At 37.4% G+C, this 16,988-nt stretch carries 18 protein-coding genes; 17 read left to right on the forward strand and 1 reads right to left on the reverse strand.

What is annotated here, in order from left to right; genetic code table 11:
- Nucleotides 1-139: 139 nt before the first annotated feature.
- From V0410_RS17945 to V0410_RS17975, 7 genes are all read left to right on the forward strand, one after another.
- Entirely contained in the window at nt 140-772 is a 633-nt protein-coding gene (locus V0410_RS17945) for a response regulator (protein ID WP_330745114.1), read from the forward strand.
- 6 nt (nt 773-778) lie between these two features.
- Nucleotides 779-1,570, forward strand: a complete 792-nt coding sequence (locus V0410_RS17950; protein WP_330745115.1) for a hypothetical protein — start codon at nt 779-781, stop codon at nt 1,568-1,570.
- 1 nt (nt 1,571) lies between these two features.
- The gene (locus V0410_RS17955) at nt 1,572-2,189 is read left to right on the forward strand and encodes a hypothetical protein (RefSeq protein ID WP_330745116.1); all 618 of its coding nucleotides are present in this window, start codon (nt 1,572-1,574) and stop codon (nt 2,187-2,189) included.
- Between the two features lie 14 nt (nt 2,190-2,203).
- Nucleotides 2,204-2,992, forward strand: coding sequence for a sensor histidine kinase (locus V0410_RS17960; protein ID WP_330745117.1), 789 nt, complete (start codon nt 2,204-2,206; stop codon nt 2,990-2,992).
- Nucleotides 2,993-3,059: 67 nt separating this feature from the next.
- The gene (locus tag V0410_RS17965; RefSeq protein WP_330745118.1) at nt 3,060-3,389 is read left to right on the forward strand and encodes a hypothetical protein; all 330 of its coding nucleotides are present in this window, start codon (nt 3,060-3,062) and stop codon (nt 3,387-3,389) included.
- 216 nt (nt 3,390-3,605) lie between these two features.
- Complete coding sequence (gene eno / locus V0410_RS17970; RefSeq protein WP_047427629.1) at nt 3,606-4,898, forward strand: phosphopyruvate hydratase; 1,293 nt, start codon at nt 3,606-3,608, stop codon at nt 4,896-4,898.
- Between the two features lie 88 nt (nt 4,899-4,986).
- Nucleotides 4,987-6,273, forward strand: coding sequence for a citrate synthase (locus V0410_RS17975; protein ID WP_110008563.1), 1,287 nt, complete (start codon nt 4,987-4,989; stop codon nt 6,271-6,273).
- Nucleotides 6,274-6,385: 112 nt separating this feature from the next.
- On the opposite strand, the gene V0410_RS17980 is transcribed toward V0410_RS17975, so the two are convergent.
- On the reverse strand, nt 6,386-6,550 hold the full coding sequence (locus V0410_RS17980) for a hypothetical protein (protein WP_156121335.1): 165 nt from the start codon (nt 6,548-6,550) through the stop codon (nt 6,386-6,388).
- 290 nt (nt 6,551-6,840) lie between these two features.
- Between V0410_RS17980 and V0410_RS17985 the strand changes: the two genes are divergently transcribed.
- The 10 genes from V0410_RS17985 (at nt 6,841) to V0410_RS18030 (ending at nt 16,891) form a co-directional block, all read left to right on the forward strand.
- Complete coding sequence (locus V0410_RS17985; protein ID WP_076596983.1) at nt 6,841-7,755, forward strand: dimethylarginine dimethylaminohydrolase family protein; 915 nt, start codon at nt 6,841-6,843, stop codon at nt 7,753-7,755.
- A gap of 64 nt (nt 7,756-7,819) precedes the next feature.
- Nucleotides 7,820-8,743 carry a citrulline utilization hydrolase CtlX gene (gene ctlX, locus V0410_RS17990; protein ID WP_330745119.1) on the forward strand — a complete coding sequence of 308 codons (924 nt, stop codon included), beginning with the start codon at nt 7,820-7,822 and terminating at the stop codon, nt 8,741-8,743.
- 20 nt (nt 8,744-8,763) lie between these two features.
- A complete protein-coding gene (locus V0410_RS17995) occupies nt 8,764-9,123 on the forward strand; it encodes an S-adenosylmethionine decarboxylase family protein (protein WP_110366415.1) in 360 nt (119 codons plus the stop codon).
- 2 nt (nt 9,124-9,125) lie between these two features.
- Nucleotides 9,126-10,589 (forward strand): DUF4178 domain-containing protein, encoded by a 1,464-nt coding sequence (locus V0410_RS18000; protein WP_330745120.1) that lies wholly within the window; start codon nt 9,126-9,128, stop codon nt 10,587-10,589.
- Complete coding sequence (locus tag V0410_RS18005; protein WP_167456636.1) at nt 10,579-10,773, forward strand: hypothetical protein; 195 nt, start codon at nt 10,579-10,581, stop codon at nt 10,771-10,773. Before V0410_RS18000 ends, V0410_RS18005 begins: the two co-directional genes overlap by 11 nt.
- 12 nt (nt 10,774-10,785) lie before the next feature.
- Nucleotides 10,786-11,001 carry a DUF350 domain-containing protein gene (locus tag V0410_RS18010; RefSeq protein WP_110008568.1) on the forward strand — a complete coding sequence of 72 codons (216 nt, stop codon included), beginning with the start codon at nt 10,786-10,788 and terminating at the stop codon, nt 10,999-11,001.
- Nucleotides 10,994-12,508: a polyamine aminopropyltransferase gene (locus V0410_RS18015; RefSeq protein WP_330745121.1), complete on the forward strand. Its 1,515-nt coding sequence runs from the start codon at nt 10,994-10,996 to the stop codon at nt 12,506-12,508. The genes V0410_RS18010 and V0410_RS18015 overlap by 8 nt, the downstream gene beginning before the upstream one ends.
- 37 nt (nt 12,509-12,545) lie before the next feature.
- The gene (locus V0410_RS18020) at nt 12,546-14,072 is read left to right on the forward strand and encodes an NAD(P)/FAD-dependent oxidoreductase (RefSeq protein ID WP_330745122.1); all 1,527 of its coding nucleotides are present in this window, start codon (nt 12,546-12,548) and stop codon (nt 14,070-14,072) included.
- A gap of 10 nt (nt 14,073-14,082) precedes the next feature.
- Nucleotides 14,083-15,108 (forward strand): hypothetical protein, encoded by a 1,026-nt coding sequence (locus tag V0410_RS18025; protein WP_330745123.1) that lies wholly within the window; start codon nt 14,083-14,085, stop codon nt 15,106-15,108.
- Between the two features lie 28 nt (nt 15,109-15,136).
- Nucleotides 15,137-16,891, forward strand: a complete 1,755-nt coding sequence (locus V0410_RS18030) for a discoidin domain-containing protein (RefSeq protein ID WP_330745124.1) — start codon at nt 15,137-15,139, stop codon at nt 16,889-16,891.
- Nucleotides 16,892-16,988 lie beyond the last annotated feature (97 nt).

Here is a 16,988-nt window from a genome sequence, read left to right on the forward strand (position 1 = left end):
TTTTAAAGTGAAAAATTGATTAAATTTAATACAACTAAAACACTAAGCCACAACTTCAAACTCAAATAGTAATATTACACAAAGGTGTAATTGATTTCAAATTGTTTTCTGTTGAAATTTGCTTCAAACAAACAAAGTCATGAGCATTTCCGTAGCCATAGTAGAAGACGAAAAAAACTACAACAATGCGTTGAAGAAGGTCATCAATTATCAGAAGGATATGAAAGTGGTTGCCCAGTTCTTTGACGGCAATGATGCCATAACGAACCTGCCATACATCTCTCCTGATGTTGTGATGATGGATATCCAGTTACAGGATATGCTCGGAATCGAGATCATAGAAAAGCTGCGTAAAGAAATTCCCGGTACCCAATTTATTATGTGTACCAGCTTTGATGATGATGAAAAGATCTTTAATTCTTTAAAGGCTGGCGCCATGGGATATCTTGTAAAAGGTGAAAGTATGGATAAGATTCTTGCTTCGATACGGGACGTATATCAGGGAGGTGCTCCTATGAGTTTTTCCATTGCAAGAAGAGTATTGAATCATTTCGAAAAAAAGCTTCCGGAAATAAAAGGCTTTGATGAACTTACAGAACGCGAAAAAGAAATTCTTGAACTTCTCTCACAGGGGCTTCTTTACAAAGAGATTGCAGATAAAAAATTCATCAGTATTGACACCGTCAAGAAGCACGTAGGAAATATTTACAGAAAACTCCACGTCAACAACAAAGTGGAGGCAGTCAATAAATTTAACCAATCAAAAAACTAAGAAATTATGGAAAATTCAAATGCAACAAGTCAGGTAGTCCTTGATGACAATTTAGCTTACAGAGAAGGCCCTATCGGTAATAAACTTGAACAGCTGGTTGAAGATGTGTCGGAAATGAGGCCCATTAGCCACATTCTGGCAGAAAGTTTTATTGACAGTGCTAAAAAGGGCATTTTGCCTTTTATGCAAAATCGGGAGGTGAATTTTAATCTTGGAGGTATTTATGCTGTAAAACATTCTCTCCTGAAAGATATTTGCGAGATTATGAAAGATATTAAGGCGACCTATTTAACATTTACTTTCGTACAGATAGATCCCCGGGATTCCAGATTACGACTCACACCTTATTCTGAAAACAAAATGATGTATATGGTGGCCTCTTTGCAAACAGAAGGGAAAAATACCATTGATGAGCATAATTATCTTATCATCAATGCCAATCAGGATCTTTCACTTAAGGATTTGAAAATCTCCGATGAGAATGTAAAAACACTTAATGATTTTTATCTTAAGAACGGACATCAGGTATTGACTAATTACTTAGGACGAAATAATACATTTTATATCAGTTATCATATCGTTGATCTTATAGATACCTTGTCAAAAGACGGTAGTGATACATTTACCATCAACCTTTGTGAGATCAGTGATGTGAAGAAAGTGGTTTTTGAAAATAATCTTGGCGATAAATTTCGCGAAGACCAATATAAAAGACATTTTGAAACCCACGAAAAACAAATGACACTGGTTTTTAGTACAGATGAGGGTTATTACGATATGGGTTCATTATATCCGTAAAATGATCATCCAGATAATATACCTCGCAGTACTCCTGGCGGCTACTGTAAAATCCATAGTTTTAGCTGGGAAGAAAGGTCTTTCCAGCCAAAACTATTTTGCAATATTTTTATTTCTGTCGCTTTGTCTGGAATTGTATGGGCATTATAAAATATGGAATAGAGAATTTGATTTTGCTTATCTGTTTAATTACTATAGCATTTTTTTAATTATATTTTTTAACATTTACTATGCTAAAATCTTCCCTCGGAAACTCAGGGTATTTTTCCGCTGCGTTCTGATTGCCATACTTGCCTATATTATTCTGTTTATAAAGTTTTATAGTGAAAACTATGAAAATACATTGGGAATATTAGTGTGCTTTTATTTCATCATCAATGTGCTGGTTTGGTTTTTTATAAGGCTGAAAAATTTTGACGAAATAAAAATTCTGGACGATCCGCATTTCTGGGTTTCCTGTGGTTTGCTTTTTTGGAGTATTTTCTTTATTTTCAGATCTATACCCATGTTTTTTCTTCGGGATAATGATCCGGGGCTTCTGCAAATTCTGAAAGTGATGCAGTATTGTGTGAATATCATTATGTATGGATTGTTCTATATTGCTTTAAGGAAATTTTAAAATAAAAACACAATATGAAGCAACTGCCGGATACCATACGATTGGCTTATATTATTGCGGTTATTTTATTAATAACTTTTGTCATCTTTATTGTTTTAATAGTTGTTCTGTATAACAAAAGGCAGCTTTTTTTTATTCAGCAGCAGCAGCTCAAAGAAGCAGAACACCAAAACCAGCTCCTTCAGAAAGAACTGGAAAAACAAAAGGTGCTGGAACAGGAGCGGGAACGTATCTCCCATGATATGCACGATGATCTTGGAGCCGGAATTTCTGCATTGAAGCTTCAGGCAGAATTTCTGAAACAGAAAGCGGAAGATGATGATCTGTTAAACGACATCGATGAGCTCCTGAAAACCTCCGAAGAAATGAATATTTCCATGAGAGAAATGCTGTGGAGCCTGAACTCAGGAAATGACACATTGGGGAGCTTTATCGATTATGCTGTCCTTTATACCGGAAACTTTTTGAAGAAAACAAAAATAATCGTGTATTCAGAATATGAAAATATCATAGCAGAAACACCGATTTCCACCGAAATGAGGCGTAATCTCTTTCTTTGTCTCAAAGAAGCCGTTAATAACATTTATAAACACAGCCGTGCCAACAGCCTGAAGCTTTCATTTTCGCAGGAAGAAAATAACTTTTCTATGAAAATCTCTGATAACGGAAAGGGAATTTCCGACGTCCATAAAGAAGGGAACGGTCTTAGAAATATGAAACGAAGAATGAGCGAATTATCCGGCGATTGTACAATCATTTCCGGAAATCCCGGAACCCGTCTGGTCTTCAAAACAAAATTATAAATTACCCTTTTGTGTAATTGACTGGTCCGTTTTTTAGAGGGAAATTTGATACATAAAATCAAAGGCCATGAAAACTCTTATTAACGACAGTATCGAAGATCTGGAAGCTGCTTTAAAAAACAGCAGTGATCTTCAGGAAAAGTTCAGAATAAATCCTGTAGAGGCTATAAAAAATGTAGAAATAAGAAATCCTAAGGATACAGACTACTGGATTTACAGGATTATTGTCCTGATGCTCGGGCTGGCAGTTATCGCAATTATTGCAGGGCTTATACTCATTGCTTACTGGAATGACGGCTCCTCCAAAGATAATCAGCTGGTTACTATATTTGCAACGATTTCATCAGGAGCAATAGGTGCCCTGGCCGGCCTTTTATCTCCCACGCCCAGAAAATAATAATAACTCCTATACCGTATCATAAAGCTCACTTTTCAAGGTGAGTTTTGTTATGATCTTCCATTTTTTAATTCCTGATCCATTCCCGCAAAAATGGGGAATTATCATAATATAAATTAACTAAAATTTAACTTGGATTTATTTCAAAAAAATGCTGTGAAATACCCTTGAAAGTTAAATTTTGATTAAATTTGTCTAAACTAAAAAAAATAAAAAATGAGTGCAATTTCTTACATAGAAGCAAGACAGATTTTAGATTCCAGAGGAAATCCTACCATTGAAGTAGATGTATTTACAGAAAGCGGGGCAATGGGCCGTGCAGCTGTACCTTCAGGAGCATCTACAGGAGAACACGAGGCGGTAGAATTACGTGACGGTGGTTCAGAATATCTGGGAAAAGGAGTTCTGAAAGCTGTTGAAAATGTAAAAGAAGTAATTGCAGAGAATTTAGTAGGACAGCCGGTTTTTGAACAAAACTATATCGATCAGATTATGATTGATCTTGATGGAACGCCTAACAAAGGAAATCTTGGTGCCAATGCTATTCTTGGTGTTTCTCTGGCCGTAGCAAGAGCTGCTGCTGCAGAATTGGGAATGCCTCTTTATAAATATGTAGGTGGAGTGAACGCCAACACACTTCCTGTTCCAATGATGAATGTAATCAACGGTGGATCTCACTCAGATGCTCCTATCGCATTCCAGGAATTCATGATTATGCCGGTAAAAGCTGATTCTTTCTCTCATGCATTGAGAAAAGGAACTGAAATTTTCCACAACCTAAAATCTATTCTTCATTCAAGAGGTTTATCTACTGCGGTAGGTGATGAAGGTGGTTTTGCACCAACTTTCAAAGGAACTGAAGATGCTTTGGATACTTTACTTCAAGCTATTGAAAAAGCAGGTTATAAGCCTGGTGACGATATTATGTTGGCACTTGACTGTGCGGCTTCGGAATTCTACAAAGATGGAATCTATGATTACAGAAAATTCCAGACTCCGGATGCAGCCCAGTTTTCAAGCAGCGAACAGGTTTCTTATTTAGCGGAACTGGCTGCAAAATATCCAATCATTTCTATTGAAGATGGTATGCAGGAAAACGACTGGGAAGGTTGGAAAATGTTAACAGATAAAATTGGTGACAGAGTACAGCTGGTAGGAGATGATTTATTTGTAACCAACGTAGAAAGATTATCCAGAGGAGTAAAAGAAAATATTGCGAACTCTATCCTTGTAAAAGTAAACCAGATCGGTTCTCTTTCTGAAACAATGGCTGCTGTACAAATGGCTCAGAATAACAAATTCACTTCAGTGATGTCTCACAGATCAGGAGAAACTGAAGACTCTACAATTGCTGATTTAGCAGTAGCAATGAACTGTGGACAGATCAAAACCGGTTCAGCTTCAAGATCAGACAGAATGGCAAAATACAACCAGTTATTAAGAATTGAAGAAGCTTTAGGCGAAACTGCGATTTTCCCGGGATTAGAAGCTTTTAAAATCAAAAGATAATTAATCGAATTTATAAATAACGGCAAGCGAAATTTTTAGTTTGCCGTATTTTATGGAAAGTGGTATATTTAAAAAAAATAAATAAATAATGTCAGACAACAAAGTAATATTGAATTACGACGGTAATTCATATGAATATCCAATCGTGGATAGTACTATCGGAGACAGAGGGATTGATATTTCAAAATTAAGAGACCAGACAGGTTTAATCACTCTGGATTTAGGTTACAAAAATACAGGAGCTACTATTAGCGACATCACTTACTTAGACGGAGATAAAGGAGAATTATTCTACAGAGGTTATCCAATCGAGCAGATTGCTGAAAAATCTAACTTCACTGAAGTAATGTATCTTTTATTACATGGAGAATTACCTACTCAGGATCAGTTTACTTCATTCGACAACAATATTAAAAAATATAACTTCATCGCAGACGAAATGAAAAAAATCATTGATGTTTTTCCTCGTTCTGCTCACCCTATGGGAGTTTTATCTTCTTTAACGTCTGCTTTAACAGCTTTCAACCCGAAAGCCGTTAACGTAAACTCTAAAGAAGAAATGGATCACGCTGCTGAGCTTATGATCGCTAAGTTCTCTCACCTTTGTGCATGGACTTACAGAAAAACTCAGGGCTTACCATTAAACCACGGTGATAACAACCTGAACTATGTAGAGAACTTCTACAAAATGGCATTCAGATTACCAAACGCTGATTTCGAAATCGATCCGGTAGTTGTAAATGCTTTAGATAAATTATTAATCCTTCACGCAGACCACGAACAAAACTGTTCTACTTCTACAGTAAGAATGGTAGGGTCTGCCCACACAGGTCTTTTCGCTTCTATCTCTGCCGGAGTATCTGCTCTTTGGGGGCCGCTTCACGGTGGTGCTAACCAGGCTGTAATCGAAATGCTTGAACTTATCGAGAAAGATGGTGGTGACGTATCTAAATATGTTGCTAAAGCTAAAGATAAGAATGATAACTTCCGTTTAATGGGATTCGGACACAGAGTGTACAAAAACTTCGACCCAAGAGCGAAAATCATCAAGAAAGCTGCTGACGATATCCTTAAAGCATTAGGTATCCAGGATAAAGCTCTTGACATTGCAATGCAGCTGGAAAGAGTAGCGCTGGAAGACGAATACTTCGTAGAAAGAAAACTATATCCAAACGTAGACTTCTACTCAGGTATCATCTACAGAGCTTTAGGAATTCCTACAGAAATGTTCACCGTAATGTTTGCATTAGGAAGACTTCCGGGATGGATTTCTCAGTGGAAAGAAATGAGACTGAAAGGAGACCCGATCGGAAGACCAAGACAGGTTTACCAAGGTGCTCAGCAAAGAAACTACATCGATATTGCAAGCAGATAATATTTGCTTATACTATAAAGAAATCCCAAAGCATGCTTTGGGATTTTTTATTTAATATCAATTAGCTCAAATAAGAAAGCCTGCTTTTTTTAAGCAGGCTTTCTTTGTTTTATTAAGGACATTGGCATCTGTCACATGTCCAGATATAGCAGTTTCCTGCATCATCCCATTCACAGCATCTTCTGCCTGTTGAGATTGGAGCGCCTCCCATTACGGATTTTTGTTGATCTCTTCCTAATTTTTGTGCGTTTTTCAGCACCGGATTGTTCTTGTTCATAACTTTGATTTTTGGTGTTAATAGTTCAATTTTACGGTTTATAATTTCACGAAAATTATATCACTAATATAGGAAATTAAATAATATGATTATCTATTTTTTTGTTCTTATGTAGATGGAAAATAGTAAGTTGTAGATGTTTTTGGAACTATTCACTACAGTTGGCTCTGCATACAAGCAAATTTTGCCGAAGGGTGTTGATTTTGGAAACCAAATTTAATACATAAAATAATCCAAAAGTTTTACAGGTAGAGACCTTTACTTATATTTGTAGTATTGCATAAATCTTTATGAGACTAAACATTAAAAACGAAACGGGCAGGCTGAAGTCAGTAGTTCTAGGCCAGCCTAATTCATTGGGGCCGGTTCCCACATTAGAGGAAAGTTATGACGCAAAGTCATATTACTCAATCGAACACAACATTTATCCTAAAGAAGAGGATATTATTAATGAAATGAACGCTTTTGAAGCGGTTTTAAAAAAGTATGGCGTTGAAGTACTGCGTCCCAGCATCATCAAAGATTACAATCAGGTTTTTTCAAGAGATGTAGCCTTTGTAATTGATGATAAAATGATCATTTCCAATGTGATTGCAGACAGAGCAGACGAGCAGGAAGCCTATAAAAGCGTTTTTGAAAAAGTAGCATGGAGAAAGATCATCAATCTTCCCGAAACTGCACATATCGAAGGAGGGGATGTGATCGTATGGAATGACTTCCTTTTCATCGGAACCTGCTTCAGCGAAGATTACAGAAACTATAAGACGGCAAGAACCAATGAATATGCCATTGAAATCTTAAAAGAATATTTTCCGAAGAAAAGAATCATTGACCTGGAACTGAAGAAAAATGACAAGGTTCCTTTTGAAGGCATTCTGCATTTGGATTGTACATTTAATCCGGTAGGTGAAGACAAATGTATTATTTATAAAAACGGATTTGTAGATGAAAGCGACTACCGTTTAATCATTGATATTTTCGGAGAAGAAAACTGTTTCCATATCAATGATGAAGAAATGTTTGAAATGTTCCCGAATATTTTCTCCATTTCTCCTGATGTTGTCGTTTCGGACAAAGCATTCACAAGAATGAATAACCACCTGAGAAACGAGTGGGGAATGACTGTTGAAGAAATTCCTTACAGAGAAATCTCTAAAATGGGAGGCTTGCTGAGATGCTCTACAATGCCGCTTGTGAGAGAATAATTGATAAACCGTTGCAAGACTCTCAAACTCTCATACACCAAAAACACCCTCAAACTTTAAAAAAATGCAAACAACAGATACAGTATTAATGATAGAACCGATCGCATTCGGTTACAACGCGGAAACGGCGAAAAACAATTACTTTCAGGTAGAACAGACAGGCTCTGATATCCAGTCAAAAGCATTGGCAGAATTCAATACCTTTGTCGGAAAGCTGAGAGAAAAAGGAATTAATGTGATCACTATAAAAGATACATTGGATCCCCACACTCCGGATTCAATTTTCCCGAATAACTGGGTAAGTTTCCATAAGGATGGAAAAGTGGTTTTATATCCGATGTTTGCTTCCAACCGAAGAGTAGAAAGACGAGAAGATATTATTCAAAGCATCAAAGATCAGGGATTTGAAGTTGCTGAAATTGATGACTGGTCTTTCTCTGAAACTCAGGGACACTTTCTGGAAGGAACAGGAAGTATGATTTTTGATCACGATAACAAAATTGCTTACGGTTCTGTTTCTTTGAGGCTGGATGAAAAACTGTTCAGAGAATTCTGTACAAAATACGGATTTACTCCTGTTGTTTTTCATTCTTTCCAGACTGTAGGAGCAGAAAGGCTTCCAATCTATCACACCAATGTAATGATGTGTGTGGCAGACAAGTTTGTCGTAATCTGCCTTGACTGTATTGATGATGAGCTGGAAAGAGAAAAAGTAGTGGAAACTATTAAAGGCTCAGGAAAAGAAATCATCGAAATTTCAGAAGAACAGATGCAGCAGTTTGCAGGAAACATGCTTCAGGTTCAGAATAAAGAAGGTAAAAAATTCCTGGTAATGAGCCAGACTGCTTACCAGTCTTTAACTCCGGAACAGGTAGCTGCTATTGAAAAATACTGCGAAATTATCTATTCAGACCTGAATACCATTGAAGTAAATGGTGGAGGAAGTGCAAGATGTATGCTTGCTGAGGTATTTCTTCCAAAAAAATAATATATTTACAAAAAAATTAATTGAAACCATTATCAAGTAAAGGTTTACATATTCTTCTGACTTTGGAAACAGAGTCAGAAGATTTGTTATTAGACAGCAAAGGTTTTCTGGCGTTTACAGAAGAAATTCTGAAAACCAAAGAGGTGGAAATTGTAGGCGTTACCAATCATATTTTTGAGAATGACAGCTTTACTTCCGCAGTGATCCTTAAAGAGTCTCACCTTTGTATCCACACGTGGCCGGAATTTAAACAGCTTACTTTCGATGTTTTCCTCTGTAATTATACGCAGGATAATACCACAAAAGTAGAGCAGATTGCAGATGAAGTGGTTCAGTATTTTAAAGCTAATACCATTCAAAAACACAAAATTTACAGATAAAAATGCACTATGTCTGCCCAGCATGCGAATCCGAAAATACATTAGATCTCACTTTTCCTGTTGAAGAATACGTTTGTATGACCTGCTCCCATCTCATTGATGTAGCCGGGAATAAAAAAATTAAACATCTGAAAGTCCCAACGGAAAATGTTGTATTGGATGTCGGACAAAAAGGAAAAATTGACGGTACAGAATATACGGTCGTTGCGATTACTGTTAGAAAATACGGAAACAGTATTTTCTGGCGGGAATATTCTTTAAAAGACAGCAAAGGAAATGATGCTTTCCTGAGTGAGAATGATGGGCATTGGGTATTCCTGATCTCTATGCATCCTGATGATTTTAAAGGCAAAGATTCGAAATTACCTACCTATGCCGGACGAACCTACCGCTGGTACGAAAATACTCCATGCACTATTGATGCTGCAGCCGGATTTTTTGATGAACATCTGGATTTCACGATTGCTACTTACAAAGAATATGTTAACGGAACCCGTATGATCTCTCAGGAGAAGACCAGCAGAAAAAGCCAGTATTTCTATGGGGTTCACATTTCAAAATATGAAGTTAAGAAAGCTTTTAAAATAGCTAATCTGCCCTATTATACGGGAATAGGGATTGTTCAGCCCTATTATTTCGATATCAGACAAGCCGTGAACATCTTTTGTGTGGCTGCATTAATGATTTGCCTGCTCCAGATGTATGTCTACACTTCAAGAACCAACGAAACCGTTTTTGCGGAGACCATCAATTTTGCAGATGTAAAAGACAAAGAGCTGGTCAGCAAAAGCTTTACCTTGTCAGGCGGTTCAGCTCCATTAAAGGTGAATGCATTTTCAGGTGTTGATAATTCCTGGGCGAATGTTCAGCTAAGTCTTGTGAACGAGAATACCAACGAAATTATCTATACCTCCAAAGATATCGAACAGTATCATGGGTACGAAGGCGGAGAGAGCTGGACAGAAGGAAGCCAATCCGAAGATTTTAACCTGTGTGGAGTGGGCTCCGGGAAATATCATTTCATTATTTCCGCCGAAAAAGAAGGAGGCTTACCTTCATTTTCAGGTCTTACATCTCCTGATTCGAAGGTCGTGATTTCACGGGATAAATCGGGAACAATTGAGGTTACTGACTTATTCAAGGTGCAGACCAAAACTTTTACAGACGGACAGACGCTGGAAAAAGATACATCAGAAGTAATCAGACTTGCCAAAGCATCGTTCGGAACTCAGAAACTGGACTCCCTGATTAATACTGAAGCCCTTAGACTTACTACAGACCTTATTTCAAACAATACCTATGTACAGCTCAAAGCAACATGGCTTCCTGTCTCATTCTGGAACTTCGGAATTATTTTATTTATAATGATTGCTCTGTTTGTGGCAATGTGGATAGGAAAACATTACTTTAATGTAAATAAATGGAAGAATAGTTCAAACTCACCTTATCCTGCCAATGATAACTAATATAACCAATTACATAAGACAAAACTGGATACTCTGCCTCATCGGAGGATTTTTCATGACCTGGTTTGTATACCTTACGTACCGGGGAAATCAGGTCTGCGACTGTGCCAAAACCGAAACATACCGCGACGGAACCACAAGAAGCCATTCCAGAGTAGGATTTTACAGATACTATCACAAATAAAAATATAAAACTATGGACAACATCAATTTCTTACCCATATTAAACTCGGTTCTTTATTCATTTTTAGGAATCGCCATTTTACTTGTATGTTATTTCATCATTGAAAAACTGACTCCTGAAAAAACATGGCATGAGATCGCTCAGAACAAAAATATAGCCATTGCTATTGTTTTCGGGGCATTTATTATCGGAATTTCAATGATCATAAGCGCAGCGATTCATGGATAAGAAGAGGATTCCTCTTGAGCTGCTTTTATTGTTTTCAGTATTCGTCATTGCTACATGTGGATTGATTTATGAGCTCGTGGCCGGAGCCCTGGCAAGCTATCTTTTAGGAGACTCTGTAAAGCAGTTTTCTTTCATTATCGGAGTATACCTGTTCTCAATGGGAGTAGGTTCCTATCTTGCAAAATTCATCAAAGGAAATCTTATTGATAAATTCATTGAGATCGAAATCCTTGTAGGAATCGTGGGGGGGATCAGTTCTGTTGTACTTTTTATTCTGTTTAATACACTGGCCCATTTTGAAAGCGTTCTCTATCTCTTTGTCTTCTTCACCGGATGTCTTGTAGGGGTGGAAATCCCACTTCTGATGAATATTTTAAAAGACAGGGTTCAGTTTAAAGATTTAGTTTCAAATGTCTTTGCATTCGATTATATCGGGGCTTTGCTGGCATCGATTCTTTTCCCGTTGGTTTTGATTCCAAAATTAGGGATTGTCAAAACCCCTTTATTTTTTGGATTAATCAATATTTCCATTGCGATATTCCTTTGCTATTATCTTACAAAGGAATTATCAAAACCTCTATCACTCAAAGTAAAATCTATTGCAGCGTTTGCATTTCTTCTGGGACTTTTCATTTTTTCAGATACTATTTTATCCTATTCTGAAGAAAAGTTATATGGTGAAAATGTAGTCTATACCAAAAGCTCACCCTATCAAAGAATCGTATTAACGAGGAATACACACGAGTTTCGTTTATATCTAAACAACAATCTGCAGTTTTCATCCACCGACGAATACCGTTATCATGAAGCGTTAGTACATCCGGCGATGTCTATGGCAAAAAACATTGATAATGTTCTGATTCTTGGCGGTGGTGATGGTTTTGCAGCAAGAGAAGTTTTGAAATACAAAGACGTTAAAAAAGTAACCCTTGTGGATCTTGATGGGGAAATGACCCAGTTTTTCAAAACCAATGAAACCATGCGCAGGCTCAATCAAAGCTCTTTCTCTAATCCTAAAGTGGAAGTGATCAATAAAGATGCTTACATTTGGGTAAAAGAGAACAAAAAGAAGTTTGATGTCATTATCATAGACTTTCCGGATCCATCCAATTACAGCCTGGGGAAACTCTATTCCCTGCAGTTTTATAAAGAATTGGAAAGACTTACAACTCTTGATACCAGGATTGTGGTACAAACCACTTCTCCTTATTTTGCTCCGAAATCTTTCTGGTGCATTGAGAAAACAATCAATCAGATTTTTCCTTTCACTGCAGCGTATCATACCTATGTTCCCTCTTTTGGAGAATGGGGATTCACTATGGCTTCATTTGAACCCATCAATAACAGAATCTACAGAAAGCTGCCTGGATTAAAATATTATGATTACAATTTTTCACAGATGTCTTATTTCAATAAAGATATGAAGGTGAAAGACGTAGAAGTTAACCGTCTGGACAACCAGATACTAGTCCGTTATTTCGATGAAGAGTGGGGGAAAGTACAGTAGAAAAGATTTTCTTACAACTATATTTTTAGGTAGCCTTATGCTTCCTTTTTTGCAGTATTGCGGAAAGAAAGTAAAAACTTTGCTGTTAAAGATCACAGGGACCAATCATGTTCTCGGCCATAGATTATGGGCAAAAGATTTTCCACAGTTTTCAGAAGTTATCCACACTAAGTATCTAATTGTCGGGGGAGGAATTTCCGGACTGTCAGCGTGTAGATTTTTCAGCAAGCATCATGAAAATGATTACCTTCTTCTCGAAATGGAAAATCATCTTGGCGGCAATTCTTCCAGCGGACAGAATTCATTTTCAAAATTTCCTTTAGGCGCTCATTATTTACCATTACCGAACAAAGAGAACACAGAAATCATCGACTTCCTGAAAGAATGTGAAATCTGCTTGGGAACTGAGGATGGCGGAGAACCCATCCTTGATGAATACCAAATGACTTTTCCACAACAGGAAAGACTATTTTATAAAAATGCCTGGCAGAACGATATTGTTCCGCAAAGAGGAATTTCCGCACAGATCCAGCAAGAGCTTGCCCGCTTTTTTAAGCTGATGGATGAATTTCGTACAAAGAAAGACACGGAGGGAAAATATTGGTTTGCCATTCCGGTACATGATTCCAGCAGAGAAGATGAGGTTGTAAAGCTTGAAAAAATCATTTTTAAAGACTGGCTCAAAGAAAATAACTTCCACTCGGAAGAACTTCTCTGGTTGCTGGATTATTCCTGCAGGGATGATTTCGGATTAGGAATAGACTACGTTTCAGCATGGGCAGGTATTCATTATTTTGCAGGAAGAAAAAATAACTGGAGCACAAAATATAAAGATCAGGTTTTCACCTGGCCGGAAGGAAATGCAAGACTGGCCAAACATTTTTCAAAATATACGGAGGGAAAACATATGCCCGAAAATCTGGTTTTTGATATTAAAATCAATGATAAAGTTGAGGTCTTAAGTTTTGATAATACCCAAAAGAAAACGAAGAAAATCATTGCGGATAAAGTACTGTTTGCAACCCCACAATTTGTGAATGAAAGAATTTTTAATCAAAAAAGAGCATCATCATTTCATTATGTTCCGTGGCTTTTAACAACGATTACGTTAAAGAATGAATTTGGAGGAGATGAAGAGCTCGCCTGGGATAATGTGATCTACGGTTCTTCGGGATTAGGCTATATCTATGACCAGCACCAGAATCTGAACCAGGTTATAGGTGAAAAAGTGATTACTCACTATAAGAGTTTTTCAACCGGAGACTGCAAGAAAGCAAGAAAAAAGCTCTACGCCATGAAAGATGCGGAACTGAAAGATTTAGTTTTAAACGATCTGAAGAAAGCACATCCGTTGATAGAAGATTTCATTCTGGAAATGCAGTTCCATAAAATAGGACATGCGATGATCGCTCCGGTTCCCAACCAGATTTTTGGAGAAGAAACCCAAAAAGCAAAAAAAACGATAGAAGATAAAATTTTCTTTGCCCATTCCGATCTTTCGGGAATATCTATTTTTGAAGAAGCTTTCTATCAGGGAATCCGGACTGCAGAACAAATGATGTAAAAATACTACAATGAAACAACCGTGGGTACATAACGCAAAAACAGACTGGTGGTTTATTTTATCACCACCTTTTGTTGTATTGTTGATTATATTTCTTTTTCAGAAACAAATTCAGGGGCTGGAAAATTACTATTCCTTTTATACCTGGCTTTTTCTGATTGTTTTTGTGGATGTAGCTCATGTATATTCCACGCTGTTCAAAACATACTTTGTAAAAGGAGAGGTACAGAAAAATAAGCTGCTTTATCTCGGAATTCCTGCAATAAGCTGGATTTTAGGGATTATCCTTTTTCAGTTCGGGAGCCTGACATTCTGGTCGGTGCTTGCATTGATTGCCGTTTTTCATTTTATACGGCAGCAATACGGTTTTATGAGAATCTATGCACGCTTTGAACCGGATAACTGGAGCAAAAGAATAGATGAGGTGGCTGTGTATTCCGCAACAATTTATCCAATGCTGTACTGGTTTAAAACGCCCCGTGCCTTCATCTGGTTTGTCAACAACGAGTTTGACTGGCTTCAGAATCTTCCGGATTATATTCCTTTAATTACCGTTATCTATTTTGCCATTCTGATTATTTGGATTATTAAAACTGTTGTTGAAGCCTTTAAAACAAGAAAAATTAACATTCCGAAAACAGCACTGATCACCGGAACTTTTCTTTCCTGGTATTTCGGGATTATCTACTTTAACAATGATCTCCTTTTTACGTTTCTGAATGTAGTTTCTCATGGGATTCCTTATATCGCATTGATCTATATCCGGGAAATAAAACAAAAAGAAAATCATCAGCTAAACCGGATGCAGATTTTTAAATCCTTTTCAGGAATATTCCTATTTGTCGGAGTCATTTTATCGTTTGCCTTTCTCGAAGAATTTTTGTGGGAAACGCTTGTCTGGAATGAGCATTTTTCCCTGAATATGGTTATCTCAGAAAATCTTTTTCAGTTTCTGGTTCCTTTATTGGTTGTTCCGCAGCTCACTCATTATCTTCTGGACGGCTTTATTTGGAGAAAACCAAAAAAAGTTAGTTAACTTTGTCCGGAACGTTTAAAATCTGAAAATGAGACAATATTTTTTATCATTAACAATTTTTATTGGAATTATTGTTGGAGCCCAGCAGAAAACTTTCTGTAATCCTATCAATATCGACTACGGATATACCCCTTTTGAAGCCTTTTCCAAGCAGGGAAAGCACCGCGCTACAGCAGATCCGGTAATTGTCAATTTTAAAAATAAACTTTTCCTTTTTTCTACCAATCAGGAAGGATACTGGTACAGTGATGATATGCTGGATTGGAAGTTTGTAAAAAGGAAATTCCTCAGAGATAACAAATACATCCATGATCTTAATGCCCCGGCAGTCTGGGCAATGAAAGATACTTTGTATGTGTATGGCTCTACCTGGGAACAGGATTTCCCGATCTGGAAAAGTACTAATCCTACCAAAGACGACTGGAAAATTGCAGTGGATACTTTAAAAGTAGGAGCGTGGGATCCTGCATTCCATTATGATGAGGATAAGAATAAATTATATCTGTACTGGGGTTCAAGCAATGAATGGCCATTGCTGGGAACAGAAGTGAAAGTAAAAAACCTTCAGTCCGAAGGTTTCGTAAAACCAATTATTAAGCTAAAACCTGAAGACCACGGTTGGGAAAGATTTGGGGAATATAATGATAATGTTTTTCTGCAGCCTTTTGTAGAAGGAGCGTGGATGACGAAGCATAACGGGAAGTATTATATGCAGTATGGTGCTCCGGCAACAGAATTCAGCGGCTATTCCGATGGAGTGTATGTAAGCAAAAATCCTCTGGAAGGCTTCGAATATCAGCAGCATAATCCGTTCTCTTATAAACCGGGCGGTTTTGCAAGAGGTGCAGGGCACGGAGCGACATTTGAAGACAATTACAAAAACTGGTGGCATGTTTCGACCATCTTTATTTCAACTAAAAATAATTTTGAAAGAAGACTGGGAATCTGGCCGGCAGGATTTGATAAAGATGATGTGATGTACTGTAACACGGCTTATGGCGATTATCCGACTTATCTTCCCCAATATGCACAAGGAAGAGATTTTACAAAAGGTCTTTTTGCCGGATGGATGCTGTTGAACTATAATAAACCGGTGCAGGTTTCATCTACTTTGGGTGGATATCAGCCCAACTATGCGGTAGATGAAGACATCAAAACGTATTGGAGTGCTAAAACAGGAAATTCCGGGGAATGGTTCCAGACGGATCTGGGTGAAGTTTCTACGATTAATGCCATTCAGATCAATTATGCGGATCAGGATGCAGAATTTATGGGAAAAACGTTGGGGAAAATGCATCAATATAAAATCTATGGCTCCAATGACGGGAAAAAATGGAATGTGATTGTGGATAAAAGCAAAAACATGAAAGATGTTCCGCACGACTATGTAGAACTTGAACAGCCTGCAAAAGCCCGTTTCCTTAAAATGGAAAACCTTAAAATGCCAACAGGAAAATTTGCATTAAGCGGCTTCAGAGTATTTGGAAAAGGAGCAGGAAAACAGCCAGCTAAAGTGGAAGGGTTTGTTCCTCTGAGAGCTGATCCAAAGAAGTATGGTGAAAGAAGAAGTATCTGGATGAAATGGCAGCAGAACCCTGATGCCGACGGCTATGTAATCTATTTTGGAAAGTCTCCCGATAAATTATACGGAAGCATCATGGTGTACGGAAAGAATGAGTATTTCTTTACCGGAGCAGACAGAACGGATGCTTACTATTTCCAGATTGAAGCTTTCAACGCGAATGGTGTTTCTGAAAGAACAGCCGTTGCAAAATCTGAATAAATCAATTTAAAAATAAAAAATAACACGTTTTGAGGATTCAGGACGTGTTATTTTTTTCAAAATTTATATAAAAAATCCGCTGAAAAGAATCAGCGGA

The sequence above is a fragment of the Chryseobacterium sp. CP-77 genome, from assembly GCF_036362765.1.
Taxonomy (GTDB): Bacteria; Bacteroidota; Bacteroidia; order Flavobacteriales; family Weeksellaceae; genus Chryseobacterium; species Chryseobacterium cupriresistens.